The sequence below is a fragment of the Streptomyces sp. NBC_00306 genome (genome assembly GCF_036169555.1).
GTDB lineage: Bacteria > Actinomycetota > Actinomycetes > Streptomycetales > Streptomycetaceae > Streptomyces > Streptomyces achmelvichensis.
The window spans coordinates 6,393,811-6,413,379 of the sequence record NZ_CP108032.1; the positions used below are offsets into that span (position 1 = coordinate 6,393,811).

Below are 19,569 nucleotides of genomic sequence, written 5' to 3' on the forward strand. Positions count from 1 at the left end.
GGGCGGTGGGGCGCAAGGGGGGGTCGGAAGGCGGGCGGCGGGCCCGGGAGCACGCACCGGCTGCCGTGGCCCTGCACATGCCTGCGCGAATACGAGGGTGCACGACCCCCGGGGCGGTGCCGATCCGGCGCGGCACCACCCCGGGTTCGTATCGGCGTGCCGGCTCAGACCTCGGCCCGCGCCCGTTCGACGACCGACGCCAGGTCCAGCGTGTGCGGCAAGGTGCCGAAGGCCGTACCCCAGTCACCGCCCAGCCGTGAGGCGCAGAACGCGTCCGACACCTCCGGCGGGGCCCACCGCACCAGCAGCGAACCCTGGAGCACCAGCGCGATCCGCTCCGCCAGCCGGCGGCCCCGCGCCTCGATGCCGTCCAGGTCCGCCAGCTCCGTCAGCAGGTCCTTGATCGCCGCGTCCAGCCGGTGGTCCGCCCCTCGCGCCCGGCCCACCTCCTGGAGGAAGGCGTTCAGAGCCTGCGGCTCCCTCTGGAGCGCGCGCAGAAGGTCCAGCGCCTGGACATTGCCCGAGCCCTCCCAGATCGAGTTGAGCGGCGACTCGCGCAGCAGCCGGGGCATCCCCGACTCCTCGACATAGCCGTTGCCGCCCAGGCACTCCAGCGACTCGGCGACCGTCGGCGTGCACCGCTTGGTCACCCAGTACTTGGCGGCGGGCACGGCGAGGCGCAGGAAGGCCCGCTCCTCCTCCGTGTCGGCGTCGTACGCGGCGGCCAGCCGCAGCCCGAGCGCCGTGGCCGCCTCCGACTCCAGCGCCAGGTCCGCCAGGACGTTGCGCATCAGCGGCTTGTCGATCAGCGGACCGCCGAAGGTGCTGCGGTACACGGAGTGGTGCACGGCCTGTGCCACCGACTGCCGCATCAGTGCGGCCGAGCCCAGCACACAGTCCAGCCGCGTCGCCGCGACCATCTCGATGATGGTGCGCACCCCGCGCCCCTCGTCACCGACCCGGCGGGCCCACGTCCCGTCGAACTCCACCTCGCTCGACGCGTTCGACCGGTTGCCCAGCTTGTCCTTGAGCCGCTGGATCCGGAACACGTTGCGGGTGCCGTCCTCGAGGATCCGCGGCACGAGGAAACACGTCAGACCCTCGGCGGCCTGGGCGAGGACCAGGAAGCCGTCGGACATCGGGGCGGAGCAGAACCACTTGTGACCGGTCAGCAGATACTCGCCGTCCCCGCCGACCGGCTCGGCCCGGGTCGTGTTCGCCCGGACGTCGCTGCCGCCCTGCTTCTCGGTCATCCCCATCCCGAACAGCACACCCGGCTTGTCGGCCGCGGGCCGCAGACCCTCCTGGTAGATCTGCGACGTCAGCTTCGGCTCCCACTCGGCGGCCAGCGCCGGGTCCGTCCGCAGCGCGGGCACGGCCGCGTGCGTCATGGACAGGGGACAACCGTGTCCGGGCTCGGCCTGCGTCCACACCAGGAAACCGGCCGCGCGCCGGACGTGTCCGGCGGGCCTGCCCCAGGCGTTGGTCAGACCCGAGGTGACGCCGTGGCCGAGCAGCCGGTGCCATGCCGGATGGAAGTCGACCTCGTCGATCCGGTTGCCGTACCGCTCGTGCGTCCGCAGCTTCGGCGGGTTCTCGTTCGCCTGCGTCCCCCACTCCTGCGCCTGGGCGGATCCGGCGCTGCGGCCGAGTTCCGAGAGCTCCTCTCGTGCCTCGTCGAGAAGGCCCGGTGCGACATGCCGCTCCACGGCTTCGGTGAGGGCCCGGTCGGACGTGTAGACGTCGTACCCCACCAGGGGCGGAGCCTGGTTGGTCACTGTGTGGGTGGTAGCTGCCATGCCGATACGGTAAGGAGGTGCAGGCAGCAAATGAAACACCCGAGCGGCCACCGGGACGGCTCCACCGGGCCCGGGTCCTCTACCGCAACGTCTCGAAGCGGAAGATGGCGTGGCTGCTCCTGAAAGACACGGTCAACTCGTGCATCGAGTACCGCATTCTGGGCCTCGCGGCCGAGGCCGCGTTCTTCACGCTGCTGTCCCTGCCGCCGCTGATGCTGGGCCTGATCGGTCTGCTCGGCTACATAGACGACTGGACCGACACCACCACCGTCGCCTCCATCGAGGAGAACATCCTCACCGCGGTGGGCACCGTGCTGTCCGACCGGGGCGTCAACCAGATCGCCAAGCCGCTGCTGGAGGACGTCACCCACGGCGGCCGGCCGGACATCATCTCCATCGGTTTCGCGATCGCCCTGTGGTCGGGGTCGCGCGCGGTCAACGTCTTCATCGACACCATCACCGTGATGTACGGCCTCGACGGCCAGCGCGGCATCGTCGCCACCCGCCTGCTCGCGTTCCTGCTCTACATCATCGCCCTGCTGATCGGGGCGGTGGTCCTGCCCCTGGCGGTCGTCGGCCCCGACCGGGTGGTGGAGCTGATGCCGTGGGGCACGGAAGTGGTGGCGGTCCTGTACTGGCCGGTGGTCATCCTGCTGTCCATCGCCTTCCTGACCACGCTGTACCACGTGTCCGTACCCGTGCGCTCCCCGTGGATCGAGGACGTCCCCGGCGCCCTGGTGGCGCTCGCGATGTGGGTGCTCGGCAGCTTCCTGCTGCGGATCTACCTGACCAGCACGGTCGAGGGGCCGACGATCTACGGCTCGCTCGCCGCGCCCATCGCCGTCCTGCTCTGGATCGGTCTGACCGCGTTCGCGGTGCTCGTGGGCGCCGCGGTCAATGCCGCCATCGACCGTGTCTGGCCGTCGGTCGCGACCGCGGCGGCCCGCGCCGCCAACGAGCGCATGCGCGCCGCCCAGGCGGCGGAGATCCTCGCCCGCGCGAAGGCGGCGCACATGTACGACGACCCGGACGACGACGAGGCGGACGGGGACGACGCGCCCATGCCCTCGGAGTTCCCGGAGCGCTGGTCGCGCTTCCTGCCCCCGGACGACGTACGTTCCCGGCTGCACTCCGGCAGGGAGCACCACAAGCAGACCCCGCCGGGGGAGTGACGGCGGGTTCCTGAGGCCGTTCGTCCGCGCTGCCCCCGGACGCGGGACGGCGCCTGCGCGACGCACTAGCCTCGATGGCATGTACGTGGAACGCCCGTCGCGCCTGGAGGGCGCCGCCGTGTGGACCCGCACCCCGGCCGACCTCCCGGGTCCCGCCCACCCCGTACTGCCCGACGGCTGCATGGACCTCATGGTGGTCGACGGCCGGCTCCTCGTGGCCGGTCCCGACTCCCGCGCCCAGATCGCGGACACCCGGCTCATCACGGCCATGGGTGTCCGGTTCGCCCCTGGCACCGCGCCCGCGCTCCTCGGCGTACCGGCGCACGAACTGCGGGACCGGCGTGTCGACATCGCCGATCTGTGGGGTGCGGCCGAGGCCCGCAGGCTCACCGAGCGCATCCTGACGGCCGCCGACCCCGCCGGGGAGCTGGAGACCGTGGCGATCGCCCGCGCCGCGGGCGCCGACCGTCCCGACCCGGTGCTGGGCGAGGTCGTCCGCCGTCTCGACGAGGGCGGCACCGTCGCCGGCGCCGCCTCCGCGGCCGGCCTCGGCGCCCGCCAGCTGCACCGCCGCTCCCTGCTCGCCTTCGGATACGGGCCCAAGACCCTGGCCCGGGTGCTGCGGCTCCAGCGCGCGCTGACGCTGGTGCGGGCCGGAGTGCCGTACGCCGACGCCGCACTCACCGCGGGCTGCGCCGACCAGGCGCACCTCGCCCGGGAGATGCGGGGCCTCGGGGGTACGACCCTCAGTGCTTACGCGGAGTCCGCGAAGAACGAGATCCCACAGCCGTCGGGGTCGAGCACCACGGCGTAGCGCTGCCCCCAGAACGCGTCCCAGGGCTTGAGGTGCCCCTGGTACCCGGCCGCGGTGAGGTCCGCGTACACGGCGTCCACCTCGGCCGGGCTGTCGCAGCGGAAGGCGAGACCGATGCGCTCGCCGCCGCCCGTGGGGCGGGTCCACTCGGGGTCGAAGGAGCGGATGGTCTCCTCGGTGTCCCACAGCACACGCAGCCCGTTGGGCAGCGTCGCCTCGGCGTGCGGGGCGGTATCGGCGTCGGCCGGGATGTCCAGGCCGATGCGGCGGTAGAAGGCGAGAGATGCGGCCATGTCGGAGGCGACGATGCCGATCGCGTCGAGTCGTGGAGTCATGTCGTCAATCTAGGCAGGGCGCGCGCCAGGGGTCTTGAACGAATCGGACCTCTGCGGCCGGCCGAGCGTCCCGCTCCGTACGGGTGACTTCCCGCCCCGGCAGGACTGACCGTCCCGCGCCGACTCCAACATCACTGAGTGAGAGGGGGAACCACTGCGGAAGGACTCGCCGATGACCACATGCCCCGCCCCTGACACGACCGGATCCGCGCCTGCCACCACGGGGCCGGCCACGGGGCCGGCCCTCGCCACGGCCGGATCCGGGACGGTGCGCGCACGCCGGTACCGGGCCGCCGCGACGCTGTGCGCCCTCGCGGTGCTGCCCGCCACGGCCACCTTGGGCACCCCGGCCGCCGTGGCGGCCGAGGCGAAGCCCGACGCTCTGGTGACCATGGGCGACAGCTTCATCTCCGGCGAGGGCGCCCGGTGGCAGGGGAACGCCGAAGGGCTCAAGAACTTCGGCGGGATCCCGCAGGCCCTGCGCGATGCGACCGACCGTGTGAAGACCGCGGGCATCGGCCTGGAGAAGATCTACAGCCCCGGCTGCCACCGCGCGGACGCCGCCGTCATCGGTGCGGGCACCCCGAAGCGCTTCAACATCGCCTGTTCCGGGGCGGCGACGACGCATCTGTCGCGGAACTTCCGCGCGGAGGAGTCGCAGCTGGCCCGGCTGAGGACGCTGGCCACCGAGAACAACGTCACGGTGGTCGTCGTCTCGGTCGGCGGGAACGACGTCCGCCTGACGGACACGATGAAGGTGTGCGCCGACGCCTGGAAGAACGACCGCTACTGCTCGACCGACACCGCGGTCACCGGTCCGGCCGTCGAGCGCGTGCGCACCGTGGGCGCCAAGGTGGCCCGGGCCGTCGAGGCGGTCCGGGCAGCGGTCAAGGACACCGGGTCCTCCCCGCGCATCCTCGTGCAGTCCTATCCGCTGCCGCTGGCCTCGGGGAAGGCGGCCACGACCGCCGCGCACGACGAGAACGGCTGGGACCGCTGGAGCGCGTACGGCTGTCCCTTCTACAACCGTGACCTGCGCTGGATCGCGACCGGTCTGGGCGCCGCCCTCAACCGGGAGATCAAGAAGGCGGCCGTGCGGACCGGCGCGGACCACGTCGACCTCGGCCGGCTGCTCGACGGCCACCAGGTCTGTGGCAAGCAGCCTCTCCAGACCGCGTTCGCCGCGGACGGCACCGTCGTCTCGCCGCCCGCCGCCAAGGCCGAATGGGTCCGCTACGTGCCGCGGACGAAGACCGAACTCCCCGCCGACGAGGCACAGGAGCTCCTGCACCCCAACTACTACGGTCAGCAGGCGCTCGGCCGCTGTCTGACGCTCGTCGTCGGCCGGCTGGCGACCGCCGGGCCGGGCATGGACGCCCAGTGCCGCGGAGCCGCGGGGAAGGCTCCGGAACAGGTCGGCGTGACGTTCACGCGCTGAACTCCGTGGGGCGAAGCCCTCGATGGGGGAGGCGACGCCGCTGCCCGCCCCGCTCGTGAGGCGACGACCCGGCCCCCCTTCTGCAAGGGGCCGGGGCGGGCGAAACACAGGAACCCGCCGGTCTCCCGGCGGGTTCCTGGATGCTGACGGTAAATCAGTTCGCTGCCACGGCAGGGGAGGCCGAGGCTCTCTCCTCCGCCGCCGGCACCGTCCTCGGCGTCAGAAGCCGCTCGGCCAGGAAGCCGAAGACCAGACCGAAGACGGTCCACAGCGTCGCCTGGATGGCCAGCGTCGCCAGCCGGAACTCCCAGACCACCGTGGCCGGGAAGCCCTTCGGCACCTCGTTGAACGACGGCAGGAACGCGTAGGCGAGACCGACGGCGACCACGAACGCACCGCCCGCGGCGATCGTCGCGTTCCAGTTGCCCAGGCGCGGGGCCAGCCGCTTGCCGAGGATCACCGCGGCCACCGACAGCAGCACGCTGAGCAGGACCATCAGGAAGTACAGCGAGGTCCGCTGGCCGATCGTGTCGGGATCCCCGACGGCCGGCGGGTTCGGCGGGTACTTCAGATACGGCACGACGTACACACTCAGCAGCGCACCGAGCGCGAGCAGCGCGGCCGTGGCGCGCGGACCGAACCGGCCGATGCGGCCGAGCGCGACACAGTAGGCGAGGGCGGCGATGCCGCCGACCGCCACACCGAAGACGAGCACACCGGTGGCGAGCCCCGCGGTCGACTGCATGGCCCTGGTGACCAGTTCCTCGCCGCCGTGCTCGTGGGAGTGGCTCTCCTCGAACGCGATGGCGGAGTCGACCGGACCCTCACCCAGGAAGTACGCGACGGCCATCGCGACCGCGCCCGCGACCAGTCCGGCGAGCATGCCGCGGACGAGCAGGGCTCTCACAGATATGGAGTTCATGATCGTTCCCCCGGGGTCTCAGTGGCAGGGGAAGCCGAGCAGGTGGCGTCCGTCGTGGACCCACTCGTGAACGTTCTCACCGGCGATGAGCGAGGTGGCGCCCTGCTCGGCGCCGACGAAGTACAGCAGGACCAGCATCAGAATGCCGAAGAAGACCGCCCAGGGAGCAATCGCCTTCAGCGAGATGGGAGTGATGGCCGGCGCGGTGGTGGCGGGCGCAACGGACTGAGCCATGGCAGAACCTCCTTGGGGAACACGCGTCCCGATCGTGGTGCCTGAGACGAAGGTGCTGGGTCTGACTTCCCGCAGAGGTACGGGTACACAGTGGCGCGACCGTGCCGGATTCTCACCGGACTTCCGTCACACCGTCGTCATGTCCACGCGACCGTACCGCTTGCGGGCCCGCGCCGCTACGGCGCGTGGGGGCGCGAGAGAACACCGGAACACCCGTGATGTGCTTGCGCCGTGGGGACTGCGGCGGGAAGGACGGGCAACCGATGACAGTACGGGTGATGTTGGTCTCACCTGCGACGACGGCCGCGGTGCGGGAAGCGCGCTTCGGGGCGGACGAGCCGCTGGACGAGCTCGGGGCACGCGCGGCCCGGGCCGCCGCGGGCGATCTGCCGCGGGTCCAACAGCCGTTGTGCGGACCGTCTTTGCGCTGCCGCGCGACGGCCGAGGCGCTGGGGCTTCAGGCCGAACCGGCGGACCGGCTCGGCGACTGGGACATGGGCCGCTGGCGGGGTCGGCGGCTGGACGAGGTGAGCGCGAGCGAACCCGAGGCGGTGGCCGCCTGGCTGTCCGACCCGTCGGCCGTCCCGCACGGCGGCGAGTCCCTGACCGCGCTCCGCGCCCGGGCGGGCGATTGGCTGCGCTCCCTGCCCGACGACGCGGGGCGGGTGCTGGCGGTCGTGGAGCCCGCGTTCGCGCGAGCGGTGACCGTCCATGCGCTGGGCCTTCCCACGGAGGTGTTCTGGCGGCTCGACGTGGCACCGCTGACGCTCACCGAACTGAGCGGCCGGGCCGGCCGGTGGAATCTGCGCTGCGGCCGGCCGCTCGCGGGGGAGCGGGACCGTCCCTGACCGACGTGCTTCGTCCGGCCGCCGCGATGCGGGCAGTTGCGGCGGTCGGCGGTCGGCGGGCAGGGGCCGGCCGCACGACCGGCGTCCGTCGCCTCGGCCCCTGTCCATGTCCCCGGCTATCCGTGTCCCGGCGCGTGCACCGGGCTGCGCGGAAACGCGGCGACCGTGAGCCGTACATCCTCCTCGCACCCGTCCGCACCGCACTCGCAGGCGAAGGCGAGGACCGTCGTCCGCGGATCTCCCGGTGCCCACGGCCGGGCGAAGAAGGCCAGGTACTGGGAGACGACAGCCCGGTTCGCATACCGCAGCAGCTCACCGCGCCCGGCCGCCGTCCGTGCCACCGGGCCGTCGGCCGGCGCCGCCGCGACGTGCTTCCCGACCTCGGCAAGCGTGTCCTCGACGCTGTCGCTGCCGTCCACCACGACCGTCGCACCCCCGTACGCCTCCACCTCCTCGGCGATTTCGCGAACCAGGAACCTGTAGAGCTCCCTCTGGCCCCGCTCCAGACCGCGTTCGGCCAGCCGGGCCTCCTGCACCGCCGGCGTGGGCAAAAGCCACACCGCGGCGGCGCCGGCGCCGGTGACCGAGGGCGTGACCGGGGTGCCCTCGGCGACGGTCAGCGGTGCGGGCGGCAGCGCCCGGAGATCATCGAGGATCATGGGCCCGCGTTCGCGGTGCAGTGACATTGCGAGCATCTCCGCCACCGGCGCAGACCACCGCTCCTCACGCGACAGTGCCTCCCACCTCACCGCCGCCGGGTGGCCCGCCGCGAGCGCGCGGTCCCGGTGCTCCCAGGTGTGCGCGTCGGCGTTGTACCAGCGCAGACCGTGCCGACGGGCGAGCAGCCTGGCCACGGTCGTCTTGCCGGCCCCGGGCGGGCCGCCGATCCACAGCACCCCGGCGCCCTCACCACCCGTCACAGGTCCTCGGACGGCAACGGCTGCTCCGTCCAGATCACCTTGCCGTCCGGTGTGTACCGGGTGCCCCAGCGGTCGGCGAACTGGGCCACCAGGAACAGCCCGCGGCCCCCCTCGTCGGTGGTCGCGGCCTGGCGCAGATGCGGCGAGGTGCTGCTGTGGTCCGAGACCTCGCAGATCAGGCTGCGGTCCAGGATCAGCCGGACATGGATCGGCCCGATGGCGTAGCGGATGGCATTGGTGACGAGCTCGCTGAGGATCAGCTCCGTCGTGAAGGCCTCCTCCTCCAGACCCCACTCCCCGAGCGTGCGTGCCACAGCCCCCCGGACCTCGCCCACCGCGGACGGATCCTGCCGGACCTCCCAGTCCGCCACCTTCGCCGGGTCGAGTACGCGGGTACGGCCCACGAGCAGCGCGATGTCGTCCCGCGGACGCTCGGGGAGCAGGGCCCGGAGCACCGCCTCGCACGTCTCGTCGGGACTGCGGTCCGGATGCCCCGCGACGGTACGGCGCAGCAGGGCCAGACTCTCGTCGATGTCCCGCTCGCGGTCCTCGACGAGACCGTCCGTGTAGAGCACCAGGCTGCTGTTCTCCGGCAGCTGGAGTTCGAGCGTCTCGAAGGGCAGCCCGCCGAGACCGAGGGGTGGACCTCCGGGGACCTCCGCGAAGTCCGCGGTCCCGTTCGCGTGGAGCACCACCGGCTGGACGTGCCCGGCCCGCGCCATCGTGCAGCGGCCGGTGGACGGGTCGTAGATCGCGTAGAGGCAGGTCGCGCCGGTGACGCCCGACTCGCCGCCCTCGTTGCCGTCGGCGACCTCCTCCTGATCGATCCGGGCGACCAGTTCGTCCAGATGCCACAGCAGCTCGTCGGGCGGCAGATCCAGGGTGGAGAAGTTGTGCACCGCCGTCCGGAGCCGGCCCATGGTGGCCGCCGCGTGCAGCCCGTGCCCCACGACGTCGCCGACGACGAGCGCCACCCGCGCGCCCGGCAACGGGATGATGTCGAACCAGTCGCCGCCCACTCCGCCGAGCCCGCCGAGGCCCGCCTGGGCGGGGCGGTAGCGGAAGGCGACGTCCAGGGCGTTCTGCTCCGGCAGCCCGCGGGGGAGCAGACTGCGCTGGAGCGTCACCGCCATCGTGTGCTCGCGCGTGTACCGGCGGGCGTTGTCCACGCTCACCGCCGCCCGGGCGACCAGCTCCTCGGCGAGGGAGAGGTCCTCCTCCTCGAAGGCCTCCGGCCGCTTGGAGCGCCAGAACATCGCCACGCCCAGGATCACCCCGCGGGCTCGCAGCGGCACCGCGATCATGGAGTGAAATCCGGAGTCGACCAGCTTCTGCGCCCGAACGGGCGACTGCTGCTGCCAGCCTCTCAGCGCGGCGAGATCCGGCTCCAGGACGGCTTCGCCCTTGCCGATCCCCGCGCCCATCGGGGTGGTCGGCAGAAAGCGGATGGCCGTGCCCAGCGGGTAGAGCGCCGAGTCCTGCCGCAGTCCGTGGAAGGCCACGCGATGCATCTCCGCGCCGCCGCCGCTCGGGGTCGGCTCCTCGCCGCGCAGCACGGCCGACATCAGGTCGACGGTGGCGTAGTCGGCGAAGCGGCCCACGGCGAACTCCGCCAGCTCCTCACAGGTGCGCACCACGTCCAGCGTGGTGCCGATCTCCGTACCCGCGTCGTACAGCAGCTTCAGCCGCGCCTGGGCCACGTCCGCCCGGCCGGTGAGGGCCTGGAGCTCGGTGGTGTCGCGGATCGTCGCCACACTGCCGGGCGGTCCGCCGTCCGCGTCGGTCGAGCGCTGGTTCACGGCGAGCAGCCGGTCCCCGACCAGATGGACCTCGTCACTCGCGATGCGCCCCGAGGTCAGCAGCTCCGCGGTACGGGGGTCCAGACCCAGCTCGGCGACCGGCCGGCCCTCCACGTCCGCCGGAAGACTCAGCAGTCGCCGCGCCTCGTCGTTGGCGAGCAGCAGCCGCCCCTCGCCGTCGACGATGAGCACGCCCTCGCGTACGGCGTGCAGGACGGCGTCGTGGTGCTCGTACATCCGGGTCATCTCGGTGGGCCCGAGGCCGTGCGTCTGCCGTCGCAGCCGTCTGCTGACCAGGGCCGTGCCACCGGTCGTCAGCAGCAGCACCACTCCCGCGGCGCCCAGCAGCAGCGGGAACTGGTCCTCCACGACACCGCTGACGTGGTCGATCGTGATGCCCGCCGACACCATGCCGATGACCGCCCCGTTGGACCCCCGCACCGGCACCACAGCCTGGACGAGTGGCCCGATGGTCCCGGTGATCTTCTCGGTGACCACCTCGCCGGCCCGGGCCGGGGCCAGATTGCCGACGAACTGCTTGCCGATCCGGTCGGGGAGCGGATGGGTGTAGCGGATGCCCTGGGTGCTGAGGACGACGATGAAGTCGACGCCGGAACGTTTTCGCGCCTCCTCGGCGCGCGGCTGCAGGATCGCGGTGGGGTTCGGGCTCTCCAGCGCCGCCTCGATGCCGGGCGAGTGCGCGAACGTCTCGGCCACCGCCACCGAACGGTTGCGGGCCTCGCGCTCACTGTCCGACCGGGACTGCAGAACGAGCGCGCCCATGCCTGCGGCGACGAGCAACACCACGATCGCCACCTGCAGGAGAAAGACCTGACCTGCGAGGGTTCTCATCCGGAGAACCGAGCGCCGGCGGCCGTAGCGTGCGGCCATGTCCTATTTCTACACCTCCCGCATACGGTGGGCTATCCGCGCACCGTAGAGCGCAACGGCCGCACGCGCGACGCCTTTGCCCAGATGCGTCGCGCGTGCCGGACCTGCTGTCTGCCCGGGAAGTACTCAGCCCAGGCTCAGAACCTCCGTGAGCACCTTGCGCAGCGTCGCCTCCGGATCGGCCGCCGCACCCGGCGAACGCCAGGCCACGAAGCCGTCGGGACGCACGAGCACCGCGCCCTCGGGGGTGGTGCCGTGCCTCTCGGCCCAGTCCTCCCCGTCCTCGGGGGCGAGGTCGGCGGCGGGCCCGCCGCCGATCGCGTAGGCCTCCAGAGGTACGGACAGTCCCGCCGCGGCCTTGCGGGCGCCTTCGCGCCAGGGTGAGTTCTCGGCGCACAGCAGCACGAGCGACTGCTCGTACAGGTCCACCGTCGACACACGGCCGTTCTGTCCGGTGACCCAGATGTGCGGGGCCCGGGTGCCGGGGTCCCCCGAGAGCTGCATGCGCTCGGGCACCACGGCCAGCGAGGGGTCGACCCCGACGACAGCGCCCGAGCGGTAGCCGTAGCCCATGGCCACCATCAGCACGCCGCCCTGCCGGCCGCCGCCCGAGGTGGGCGACGGTGCGTAGCCGGGGTGGCTGTGCTCCGCCGAGCGGGCCGAGGCGCGCTCGCTGGTGACCCGCGCGACCGGCAGCCGCTCCATGCCGTAGGTGTCGAGCAGCCCCGGCCCGGCCCAGCCCTTCAGCACCGCCGCCAGCTTCCAGGCGATGTTGTGGGCGTCCTGGATACCGGTGTTGGAGCCGAACGCGCCGGTCGGGGACATCTCGTGGGCGGAGTCGCCGGCGAGGAAGACCCGGCCGTCCGAGTAGCGTTCCGCGACCCGTTCGGCCGCGTGCCACGGCGCCTTGCCGGTGATCTCGACATCCAGGTCCTCGGCCCCGACCGCCCGGCGGATGTGGTCGGCGCACCGCTCGTCGGTGAAGTCGTCGAGGGTCTCACCGTCCTCGGGGTGCCACGGCGCGTGGAAGACCCAGCGGTCGACGTTGTTCACCGGCAGCAGGGCCCCGTCCGCTCCGGGCTTGGTCAGGTAGCAGACGATGAAGCGCCGGTCGCCGACGACGTCGGCGAGCTGCCGGGAGTTGAACGTGACGCTGACGTTGTGGAACAACTCGCCGTTGCCGGTCTGGCCGATGCCCAGCTGTTCCCGGACGGGACTGCGCGGCCCGTCGGCGGCGACGAGGTAGTCGGCGCGCACGGTCCTGTGCTCGCCCGTCGTACGGTCCTTGACGATCGCGCTGACACCGCCTGCGTCCTGCTCGAACGAGAGCATCTCGTTCGAGTACAGCATCTGCGCCCCGAGCCGTCGCGAATGCTCGGAGAGCACCGGCTCGATGTCGTTCTGGCTGCACAGGCACCAGCCGGCGGGACTGATCCGCGCCAGCCGGCCGCCGGGGTCGATCTCCTTGAACAGCCAGGCGGAGTCATTGCCCGTCAGGGACCCGCCCTGAAGGATTCCGTGGTTGTCGGCGAGGACGGCCGCCGCCTCGCGGATGTCCTGTTCCACTCCGCAGACGCGGAACAGCTCCATCGTGCGGACGTTCATTCCTCGTCCGCGGGGATGTGTGGATGTGCCCGAGTGCTTCTCGACGAGCAGATGCCCGATGCCATGACGGCTCAGGAACATCGAGGTGGCCAGGCCCACCAGGGACCCGCCGACGATCAGTACCGGCACGCGGTGATCGGCGTTCTCTTCCATGGGAACTAGATGCCCGGCGGGACAGGGGTTCCCTCGCCCATTCACCCGCATGGTGCTCAGCTCTCGCGCCGGACGCGGGCCCGGACCACGATCGGTTGCGGGAGCGCCCCCGGGCCATGTGGGGCGATCGTTGCGGATCCGCAGGGCTCGACCGTGCGGATTCCACCGACAACTGACGACGGGCCATGTCTGGCACGGTCGCGAAGGAGTGTGAACAAGGATGACAACCTTGTCGGAACGGATATCGCAGTCCGCCTTCGACGGCTCCAGGCTTCGGGTGATTTTGCTGCTGGACCTCCACGACGGGGCGCAGAAGCAGTTCCTCGAGGCGTACGAGCACATGCGGAACCAGGTCGCCTCCGTACCGGGGCACATCAACGACCAGCTCTGCCAGTCGATCGAGAACCCGTCGCAGTGGCTCATCACGAGCGAGTGGGAGAGTGCACCGCCCTTCCTCGCGTGGGTCAACAGCGAGGAGCACGTGGAGACGGTCCAGCCGCTGCACAGCTGCGTACGGGACACGCGTTCACTGCGCTTCAGTGTGCTGCGGGAGACCGGAGCGCCGTTCACCGAGTCCTTCGCGCCCAGCAAGGGCGGCCTCCAGGCGGCTCCTCGCGTCGGCGACGGAGTGGTTCGCCACGCGCTGACGTTCACGGTCAAGCCGGGCTCCGAGGAGAAGGTCGCCAAGATCCTTGCCGGCTACACCTCGCCGTCGTCTCGCGTCGACGACGACACCCGGCTGCGCCGCACCTCGCTCTTCATGCACGGCAACCGCGTCGTCAGGGCGATCGAGGTGCAGGGCGACCTGATGGCCGCGCTGCGGCACGTGGCACGGCAGCCCGAGGTGCGGGCCGTCGAGGACGCCATCAACCCGTACCTGGAGCAGGACCGGGATCTCGACGACCCCAACTCCGCGCGGCTCTTCTTCACCCGTGCCGCACTGCCCGCCGTGCACCATGTGTCGGGCGACGGAGTGGACACCGACGAGGTCAACCGGCACGCGCTGTTCTACCAGGCCAAGGAGGGCTGCGGGATGGCCCTGGCCCGGATGCTCGCCAAGCAGGACGAGGCGGCGGCCGACAGCCCCGGGAACCCTATCGCCGGCAGCACGGTCTTCCAGCGCGACGACATCGTCGTCCGCCTGGTGGACGTCGTCGGGCCGCTGGACGGGCACCCCGCGCTGGCACTCGGCGTCGCAGGTGACCGCAAGGCCGCCTGCCTCGCCAAGCTCCTCGCCGACGGCGACGAGGGCGTGCCGACCACCGACGCGGAGATTTCGCGCTTCCTCGCGCGCTCCGACATGCAGCTCATCACCGACCGGAGCGCGCCGCCCGAGTCCTGACGGCGTCCTGACCCTGCGCCCGGCGAAGCGGCCAGAGGGCCGAACCACCGGGACCCTGCATCTGGAGGAAGCAGCATGACCACGCACAGCCCACGCATCGTGGACCTCAGCGAGACCCAGCCCAACACCCGGCGAGGCGGTGACCTGCGCGCCGTGCTCACGCCGACGGCCGTGGGCGCGACCAGCGGGTTCATGGGCCTGGCGATCGTGCCGCCCGGTGAGTCCATCGCCGAGCACTACCACCCGTACTCGGAGGAGTTCGTGTACGTGGTGAAGGGGCTCCTGGAGGTGGACCTGGACGGCGAGACGCACTCCATGAGTCCCGACCAGGGCCTCATGATCCCGCTGAACGTGCGGCACCGGTTCCGCAATGTCGGCAACGAGGAAGCCCGCATGGTCTTCCACCTCGGCCCGCTCGCGCCGCGCCCCGAACTCGGGCACGTCGACACCGAGCATGTCGAGGAGGCTGCCGAGCAGGGCAGGCCGCCGGAACGGACTGGGGCCGTTTCGTGAACCGGCGGGTGGCGGTCACCGGGGTCGGCATCGTCGCCCCCGGCGGTGTCGGCGCCCCGGCGTTCTGGGACCTGCTCGCGAGCGGACGTACGGCCACGCGGGGCATCACCCTCTTCAACCCCGAGGGCTTCCGCTCGCGTATCGCCGCCGAGGTCGACTTCGACCCCGCGCGGCACGGTCTCGAAGCCGAGCTGGTGGCGCGCTCGGACCGGTACATCCAGTTCGCGCTGGTGGCCGCCCGGGAAGCCGTACAGGACTCCGGTCTCGACCCCGAGAACGAGGACCCCTGGCGGATCGGGGTGTCGCTCGGCACCGCGGTCGGCGGCACCACGCGCCTCGAGCACGACTACGTCGCCGTCAGCGGTTCGGGCGCGCGCTGGGACGTGGACCACCGCCCGGCGGGACCGCACCTCGAGCGCGCGTTCTCGCCGAGCACCCTCGCCTCGGCGGTCGCCGAACAGATCGGTGCCCACGGTCCGGTGCAGACCGTCTCGACGGGCTGCACCTCCGGACTCGACGCGATCGGCTACGCGTTCCACGCGATCGAGGACGGGCGGATGGACGTGTGCATAGCCGGCGCGTCGGACTCGCCCATATCCCCGATCACCGTGGCGTGCTTCGACGCGATCAAGGCGACATCGGCGAACAACGACGACCCGGAGCACGCCTCCCGGCCGTTCGACGCCGACCGTGACGGGTTCGTCATGGGCGAGGGCGGAGCGGTACTCGTCCTCGAGGAGCTGGAGCACGCCCGTGCCCGTGGCGCGACCGTGTACTGCGAGATCGGTGGCTACGCGACCTTCGGCAACGCGTACCACATGACCGGACTGACGCCCGAGGGCCTGGAGATGGCCCGCGCCATCGACACCGCCCTCGGCCACGCCCGGATCAACAGCTCCGCCATCGACTACGTCAACGCGCACGGGTCGGGAACCAAGCAGAACGACCGCCACGAGACCGCGGCGGTGAAACGTTCCCTCGGCGACCACGCCTACAAGACGCCCATGAGCTCCATCAAATCCATGGTGGGTCACTCGCTGGGTGCCATCGGCGCCATCGAACTCGTCGCGTGCGTCCTGGCGATGGACCGGCAGGTGGTCCCGCCGACGGCCAACTACCAGACCCCCGACCCCGAGTGCGATCTGGACTACGTGCCGCGCACCGCCCGCTCCCGGAAGCTGCGCAGCGTGCTCTCCGTCGGCAGTGGGTTCGGCGGGTTCCAGTCGGCGGTCGTCATGACCCGACCCAGTGGGAGGTCAGGATGAGCACCCGCAGCGACCGGCGCACGGTTGTCACCGGGATCGGTGTCATTGCCCCCAACGGGGTCGGTACCGATGTCTTCTGGAAGGCGACGCAGGAGGGCATCAGCGTCCTCGACCGGGTCACCCGGGAGGGGTGCGGCGATCTGCCGCTGCGCGTCGCCGGCGAAGTGCGCGGACTGGATCCGGCCACCATGGTCGAGGGGCGTTACCTCGTCCAGACCGACCGGTTCACGCACTTCGCGATGGCGGCCGCCGATCTCGCCCTCGAGGACGCGCGGCTCGGCCGCGCCGACTACGAGGACGAGCCCTACGACGTCGGTGTCGTCACCGCCGCCGGGTCGGGCGGCGGTGAGTTCGGCCAGCGTGAGCTCCAGCGGCTGTGGGGCCAGGGCTCCCGCTATGTCGGGCCGTACCAGTCCATCGCCTGGTTCTACGCGGCCAGCACCGGCCAGATCTCCATCCGCGGGGGCTTCAAGGGCCCCTGCGGTGTGGTGGCCAGTGACGAGGCGGGCGGACTCGACGCCTTCGCCCATGCCGCGGGCGCTGTCGCCCGCGGCACGAACGCGGTGGTCGTCGGCTCCGCCGAGGCCCCGCTCGCGCCCTACTCGGTCGTCTGCCAGCTCGGCTACCAGGACCTGAGCACCAGCGACGACCCGGCCCGGGCCTACCGGCCCTTCACCTCGGAGGCCTGCGGCTTCGTCCCCGCCGAGGGCGGGGCGATGCTCGTCGTCGAGGAGGAGTCGGCGGCCCTGCGCCGCGGTGTGCAGCCGCGGGCATACGTGGCCGGGCACGGGGCCACCTTCACCGGTCCTTCCCGGTGGAAGGAGTCCCGGGAAGGACTGGCCATGTCGATTCGTGGCGCACTCGAGCAGGCCGGCTGCGCCCCGGAGGAGATCGATGTGGTCTTCGCCGACGCGCTCGGCGTGCCCGAGGCCGACCGTGCCGAGGCGCTGGCGATCTCCGACGCCCTGGGCGCTCACGGCCGCCGGGTCCCGGTGACCGCGCCCAAGACCGGGATCGGCCGGGCGTACTGCGGCGGGCCCGTGCTCGACGTGGCCACGGCGGTCCTCGCGATGGAGCACGGCGTCGTGCCGCCCACCCCGGGTGTCTTCGACGTGTGCCACGACATCGACGTCGTGACGGGCAAGGCCCGCAAGGCACCGCTGCGTACAGCCCTCGTCCTGAGCCGCGGGCTGATGGGCTCGAACGCGGCCCTGGTGGTGCGCGGCGCGGCCGATCGCCCTCGTGACAACTCGTGACAAGGAGAACTGCCATGTCAGACGTACTGACCATCGAAGAGCTCGCCGCCCTGATGAAGAAGGGCGCCGGACTCACCGTGGATCCCGCCGACCTCGCCGGCCGGAGCGAAACCCGCTTCGACGAGTTCGGCCTCGACTCGCTCGGCCTGCTCGGCATCGTCGGCGAGCTGGAGAACCGGCACGGCCGACCTCTCCCGCCCGACGCCGACCGGTGCAAGACCCCGCGGGAGTTCCTCGACCTCGTCAACACCACCCTCATGAGCGGAGCCTGAAGTGTCCGGACACACCGAGAACGAGATCGTCGTCGCAGCGCCGCTGGATCTCGTCTGGGACATGACCAACGACCTGGAGAACTGGCGGCAGCTGTTCAGCGAGTACGCCTCCGTCGACGTCATCGAGCGCCAGGGCGACACCACGACGTTCCGGCTGACCATGCACCCGGACGAGAACGGGACGGTCTGGAGCTGGGTCTCCGAGCGCACCCCGAACCGCGCGGCGCGCACGGTGAAGGCCCGTCGCGTCGAGACCGGCCCCTTCGAGCACATGAACATCCACTGGGAGTACTCCGAGGTCGCCGGCGGCACCCGGATGCTCTGGCGCCAGGACTTCGCGATGAAGCCCGACGCGCCCGTCGACGACGAGTGGATGACCGACAACATCAACCGCAACTCGAAGGTCCAGATGGCGCTCATCAAGGACAAGATCGAGCAGCGCGACCGGGAGAGCCGCGGCGCCGCGGTTCCCTCCAACTGACCCGGAAGGAAGGGCACAGCGGATGAACTCCCCGCACCAGGCGCTGATCGTGGCCCGCATGGCGCCCGAGTCGGCACCCGACATCGCCGAGCTGTTCGCGGCTTCCGACGGCGGCGAACTGCCGCACCTCGTCGGAGTCACCCGGCGCAGTCTGTTCCAGTTCGGCGATGTGTACATGCATCTGATCGAATCGGACCGTCCCCCGGGACCGGCGATCGCCCAGGTGACCGAGCACCCGGCGTTCAAGGACATCAGCGACCGGCTGACGGCCTTCGTCAGCCCCTACGACCCGCAGACCTGGCGGAGTCCCAAGGACGCGATGGCCCGTCAGTTCTACCGGTGGGAACGCGACAGCACCGCGTGAGACCGCGACGACGCCCCGGCTCCTCCTGATCGGAGGACCCGGGGCGTCGGCGTGTGTAGCGGGGGTGGTGGGACCGACTCACCCCGGCACGACGGACTCGAACGCGTGGAGGTAGGCGTTGACCGGACGGACCTCACCGACCACCAGGCCCGCTTGCGTCATCCGGTCCGTCATCGACTTCTGGGTGTGCTTCGCGCCGCCGACGTTCAGCAGCAGAAGCAGATCCATGGCGGTCGTGAACTTCATCGACGGGGTGTCGTCGACCAGGTTCTCGATCACGACGACCCGCGCGCCGGGCCGGGCCGCCTCGACGACGTTCCGCAGGGTGCTGCGGGTGCTCTCGTCGTCCCACTCCAGGATGTTCTTGATGACGTACAGGTCGACGTCGACCGGCATCTCGCGGCGGCAGTCGCCGGCCACGATGGTGACCCGGCCCGCGAGGTGACCGCCGTCCCGCAGCCGCGGGTCCGCCTTCGCCACGACGCCCGGCAGGTCGAGCAGGGTGCCCTTCACCGTCGGGTGCTTCTCCAGCAGGCTGGCCAGCACATGGCCCTGACCGCCGCCGATGTCGGCGACCGTCCTGACGCCCTTGAGGTCGAGCAGGTCGGCGACGTCCTGCGCCGACTGCACGCTGGAGGTGGTCATCGCGCGGTTGAACACGTGCGCCGACTCACGGGCGTCGTCGTGGAGGTACTCGAAGAACCCCTTGCCGTACAGGTCCTGGAACACGCTCTCGCCGGAGCGCACGGCCTGGTCCAGCCGCGGCCAGGCGTCCCAGGTCCACGGCTCGGTGCACCACAGGGAGATGTAGCGCAGGCTGTTCGGGTCGTCCTCGCGCAGCATGCGGGACATGGGGGTGTGGGCGAACGTGCCGTCCTCGGTCTCCACGAAGATGCCGTAGCAGGACAGCGCACGCAGCAGCCGGCGCAGGGGCTGCGGCTCGGTGGTCACCTTGACGGCGAGCGCCTCGGCGGTGGTGGGCGTCTCGTCGAGAGCGTCCGCCACGCCGAGCCGGGCCGCCGCGCGGACGGCCGCGGACACCGCCGCGCCGAAGACCAGCTCGCGCAGGCGCATGGCCGGGGGAGGGGCGGCGACGTCGTCCACGACGGGCTGGACAGGTCTGGGGCTTACGGTGGTCATGCGGCC

Annotated in this window: 19 protein-coding genes; 11 read left to right on the forward strand and 8 right to left on the reverse strand. The window is 71.6% G+C overall.

The features are described 5' to 3' along the window. Positions 1-164: 164 nt before the first annotated feature. Positions 165-1,799 (reverse strand): acyl-CoA dehydrogenase family protein, encoded by a 1,635-nt coding sequence (locus OHA05_RS28455; RefSeq protein ID WP_328862078.1) that lies wholly within the window; start codon positions 1,797-1,799, stop codon positions 165-167. A 17-nt stretch (positions 1,800-1,816) separates the two neighbouring features. Here OHA05_RS28455 and OHA05_RS28460 point away from each other — a divergent pair, with 17 nt between their 5' ends. Together OHA05_RS28460 and OHA05_RS28465 are read left to right on the forward strand one after the other, a co-directional pair. Next, entirely contained in the window at positions 1,817-2,971 is a 1,155-nt protein-coding gene (locus OHA05_RS28460) for a YihY/virulence factor BrkB family protein (protein WP_313943442.1), read from the forward strand. 79 nt (positions 2,972-3,050) lie between these two features. Continuing rightward, positions 3,051-3,785: a DUF6597 domain-containing transcriptional factor gene (locus OHA05_RS28465; RefSeq protein WP_328862079.1), complete on the forward strand. Its 735-nt coding sequence runs from the start codon at positions 3,051-3,053 to the stop codon at positions 3,783-3,785. On the opposite strand, the gene OHA05_RS28470 is transcribed toward OHA05_RS28465, so the two are convergent. After that, a complete protein-coding gene (locus OHA05_RS28470; RefSeq protein ID WP_313943440.1) occupies positions 3,725-4,120 on the reverse strand; it encodes a VOC family protein in 396 nt (131 codons plus the stop codon). The genes OHA05_RS28465 and OHA05_RS28470 overlap by 61 nt on opposite strands. Before the next feature lie 172 nt (positions 4,121-4,292). On the opposite strand from OHA05_RS28470, the gene OHA05_RS28475 reads away from it, so the two are divergent. Continuing rightward, positions 4,293-5,558 (forward strand): GDSL-type esterase/lipase family protein, encoded by a 1,266-nt coding sequence (locus OHA05_RS28475; RefSeq protein ID WP_328862080.1) that lies wholly within the window; start codon positions 4,293-4,295, stop codon positions 5,556-5,558. Positions 5,559-5,712: 154 nt separating this feature from the next. On the opposite strand, the gene OHA05_RS28480 is transcribed toward OHA05_RS28475, so the two are convergent. Both OHA05_RS28480 and OHA05_RS28485 read right to left on the reverse strand, forming a co-directional pair. Next, a complete protein-coding gene (locus OHA05_RS28480) occupies positions 5,713-6,480 on the reverse strand; it encodes a CbtA family protein (RefSeq protein ID WP_313943438.1) in 768 nt (255 codons plus the stop codon). Between the two features lie 18 nt (positions 6,481-6,498). Further along, the gene (locus tag OHA05_RS28485; RefSeq protein ID WP_313943437.1) at positions 6,499-6,714 is read right to left on the reverse strand and encodes a CbtB domain-containing protein; all 216 of its coding nucleotides are present in this window, start codon (positions 6,712-6,714) and stop codon (positions 6,499-6,501) included. A 263-nt stretch (positions 6,715-6,977) separates the two neighbouring features. On the opposite strand from OHA05_RS28485, the gene OHA05_RS28490 reads away from it, so the two are divergent. Then, complete coding sequence (locus OHA05_RS28490; protein ID WP_313943436.1) at positions 6,978-7,562, forward strand: histidine phosphatase family protein; 585 nt, start codon at positions 6,978-6,980, stop codon at positions 7,560-7,562. Between the two features lie 116 nt (positions 7,563-7,678). On the opposite strand, the gene OHA05_RS28495 is transcribed toward OHA05_RS28490, so the two are convergent. The 3 genes from OHA05_RS28495 to OHA05_RS28505 all read right to left on the reverse strand — a co-directional run bounded on the left by OHA05_RS28495 (position 7,679) and on the right by OHA05_RS28505 (position 12,930). Continuing rightward, positions 7,679-8,482, reverse strand: a complete 804-nt coding sequence (locus OHA05_RS28495; protein ID WP_328862081.1) for an AAA family ATPase — start codon at positions 8,480-8,482, stop codon at positions 7,679-7,681. Beyond that, positions 8,479-11,172, reverse strand: coding sequence for a SpoIIE family protein phosphatase (locus OHA05_RS28500; protein WP_313943434.1), 2,694 nt, complete (start codon positions 11,170-11,172; stop codon positions 8,479-8,481). Before OHA05_RS28500 ends, OHA05_RS28495 begins: the two co-directional genes overlap by 4 nt. 126 nt (positions 11,173-11,298) lie before the next feature. Further along, on the reverse strand, positions 11,299-12,930 hold the full coding sequence (locus tag OHA05_RS28505) for an FAD-dependent oxidoreductase (RefSeq protein WP_313943433.1): 1,632 nt from the start codon (positions 12,928-12,930) through the stop codon (positions 11,299-11,301). A gap of 220 nt (positions 12,931-13,150) precedes the next feature. Between OHA05_RS28505 and OHA05_RS28510 the strand changes: the two genes are divergently transcribed. The 7 genes from OHA05_RS28510 to OHA05_RS28540 all read left to right on the forward strand — a co-directional run bounded on the left by OHA05_RS28510 (position 13,151) and on the right by OHA05_RS28540 (position 18,423). After that, positions 13,151-14,272, forward strand: a complete 1,122-nt coding sequence (locus tag OHA05_RS28510; protein ID WP_313943432.1) for a SchA/CurD-like domain-containing protein — start codon at positions 13,151-13,153, stop codon at positions 14,270-14,272. A gap of 75 nt (positions 14,273-14,347) precedes the next feature. Beyond that, the gene (locus tag OHA05_RS28515) at positions 14,348-14,785 is read left to right on the forward strand and encodes a cupin domain-containing protein (RefSeq protein ID WP_313943431.1); all 438 of its coding nucleotides are present in this window, start codon (positions 14,348-14,350) and stop codon (positions 14,783-14,785) included. Then, entirely contained in the window at positions 14,782-16,050 is a 1,269-nt protein-coding gene (locus OHA05_RS28520) for a beta-ketoacyl-[acyl-carrier-protein] synthase family protein (protein ID WP_313943430.1), read from the forward strand. Before OHA05_RS28515 ends, OHA05_RS28520 begins: the two co-directional genes overlap by 4 nt. Then, entirely contained in the window at positions 16,047-17,306 is a 1,260-nt protein-coding gene (locus OHA05_RS28525; RefSeq protein WP_313943429.1) for a ketosynthase chain-length factor, read from the forward strand. The genes OHA05_RS28520 and OHA05_RS28525 overlap by 4 nt, the downstream gene beginning before the upstream one ends. A gap of 14 nt (positions 17,307-17,320) precedes the next feature. After that, the gene (locus OHA05_RS28530) at positions 17,321-17,578 is read left to right on the forward strand and encodes an acyl carrier protein (protein ID WP_313943428.1); all 258 of its coding nucleotides are present in this window, start codon (positions 17,321-17,323) and stop codon (positions 17,576-17,578) included. Position 17,579: 1 nt separating this feature from the next. Next, positions 17,580-18,059 carry an SRPBCC family protein gene (locus OHA05_RS28535; protein WP_328862082.1) on the forward strand — a complete coding sequence of 160 codons (480 nt, stop codon included), beginning with the start codon at positions 17,580-17,582 and terminating at the stop codon, positions 18,057-18,059. Between the two features lie 22 nt (positions 18,060-18,081). Next, positions 18,082-18,423 carry a TcmI family type II polyketide cyclase gene (locus OHA05_RS28540; RefSeq protein WP_313943426.1) on the forward strand — a complete coding sequence of 114 codons (342 nt, stop codon included), beginning with the start codon at positions 18,082-18,084 and terminating at the stop codon, positions 18,421-18,423. 78 nt (positions 18,424-18,501) lie between these two features. Here the strand turns inward: OHA05_RS28540 and OHA05_RS28545 are convergent, their stop codons facing one another. Next, positions 18,502-19,563: a methyltransferase gene (locus tag OHA05_RS28545; protein ID WP_328862083.1), complete on the reverse strand. Its 1,062-nt coding sequence runs from the start codon at positions 19,561-19,563 to the stop codon at positions 18,502-18,504. Positions 19,564-19,569: the final 6 nt, after the last annotated feature.

Bases quoted from the DNA above. Each gene is read 5' to 3' on its own strand.
- OHA05_RS28455 (WP_328862078.1), bottom strand. From the start codon at position 1,799: ATGGCAGCTACCACCCACACAGTGACCAACCAGGCTCCGCCCCTGGTG.
- OHA05_RS28465 (WP_328862079.1), top strand. From the start codon at position 3,051: ATGTACGTGGAACGCCCGTCGCGCCTGGAGGGCGCCGCCGTGTGGACC.
- OHA05_RS28470 (WP_313943440.1), bottom strand. From the start codon at position 4,120: ATGACTCCACGACTCGACGCGATCGGCATCGTCGCCTCCGACATGGCC.
- OHA05_RS28475 (WP_328862080.1), top strand. From the start codon at position 4,293: ATGACCACATGCCCCGCCCCTGACACGACCGGATCCGCGCCTGCCACC.
- OHA05_RS28480 (WP_313943438.1), bottom strand. From the start codon at position 6,480: ATGAACTCCATATCTGTGAGAGCCCTGCTCGTCCGCGGCATGCTCGCC.
- OHA05_RS28485 (WP_313943437.1), bottom strand. From the start codon at position 6,714: ATGGCTCAGTCCGTTGCGCCCGCCACCACCGCGCCGGCCATCACTCCC.
- OHA05_RS28490 (WP_313943436.1), top strand. From the start codon at position 6,978: ATGACAGTACGGGTGATGTTGGTCTCACCTGCGACGACGGCCGCGGTG.
- OHA05_RS28500 (WP_313943434.1), bottom strand. From the start codon at position 11,172: ATGGCCGCACGCTACGGCCGCCGGCGCTCGGTTCTCCGGATGAGAACC.
- OHA05_RS28505 (WP_313943433.1), bottom strand. From the start codon at position 12,930: ATGGAAGAGAACGCCGATCACCGCGTGCCGGTACTGATCGTCGGCGGG.
- OHA05_RS28510 (WP_313943432.1), top strand. From the start codon at position 13,151: ATGACAACCTTGTCGGAACGGATATCGCAGTCCGCCTTCGACGGCTCC.
- OHA05_RS28515 (WP_313943431.1), top strand. From the start codon at position 14,348: ATGACCACGCACAGCCCACGCATCGTGGACCTCAGCGAGACCCAGCCC.
- OHA05_RS28525 (WP_313943429.1), top strand. From the start codon at position 16,047: ATGAGCACCCGCAGCGACCGGCGCACGGTTGTCACCGGGATCGGTGTC.
- OHA05_RS28530 (WP_313943428.1), top strand. From the start codon at position 17,321: ATGTCAGACGTACTGACCATCGAAGAGCTCGCCGCCCTGATGAAGAAG.
- OHA05_RS28540 (WP_313943426.1), top strand. From the start codon at position 18,082: ATGAACTCCCCGCACCAGGCGCTGATCGTGGCCCGCATGGCGCCCGAG.
- OHA05_RS28545 (WP_328862083.1), bottom strand. From the start codon at position 19,563: ATGACCACCGTAAGCCCCAGACCTGTCCAGCCCGTCGTGGACGACGTC.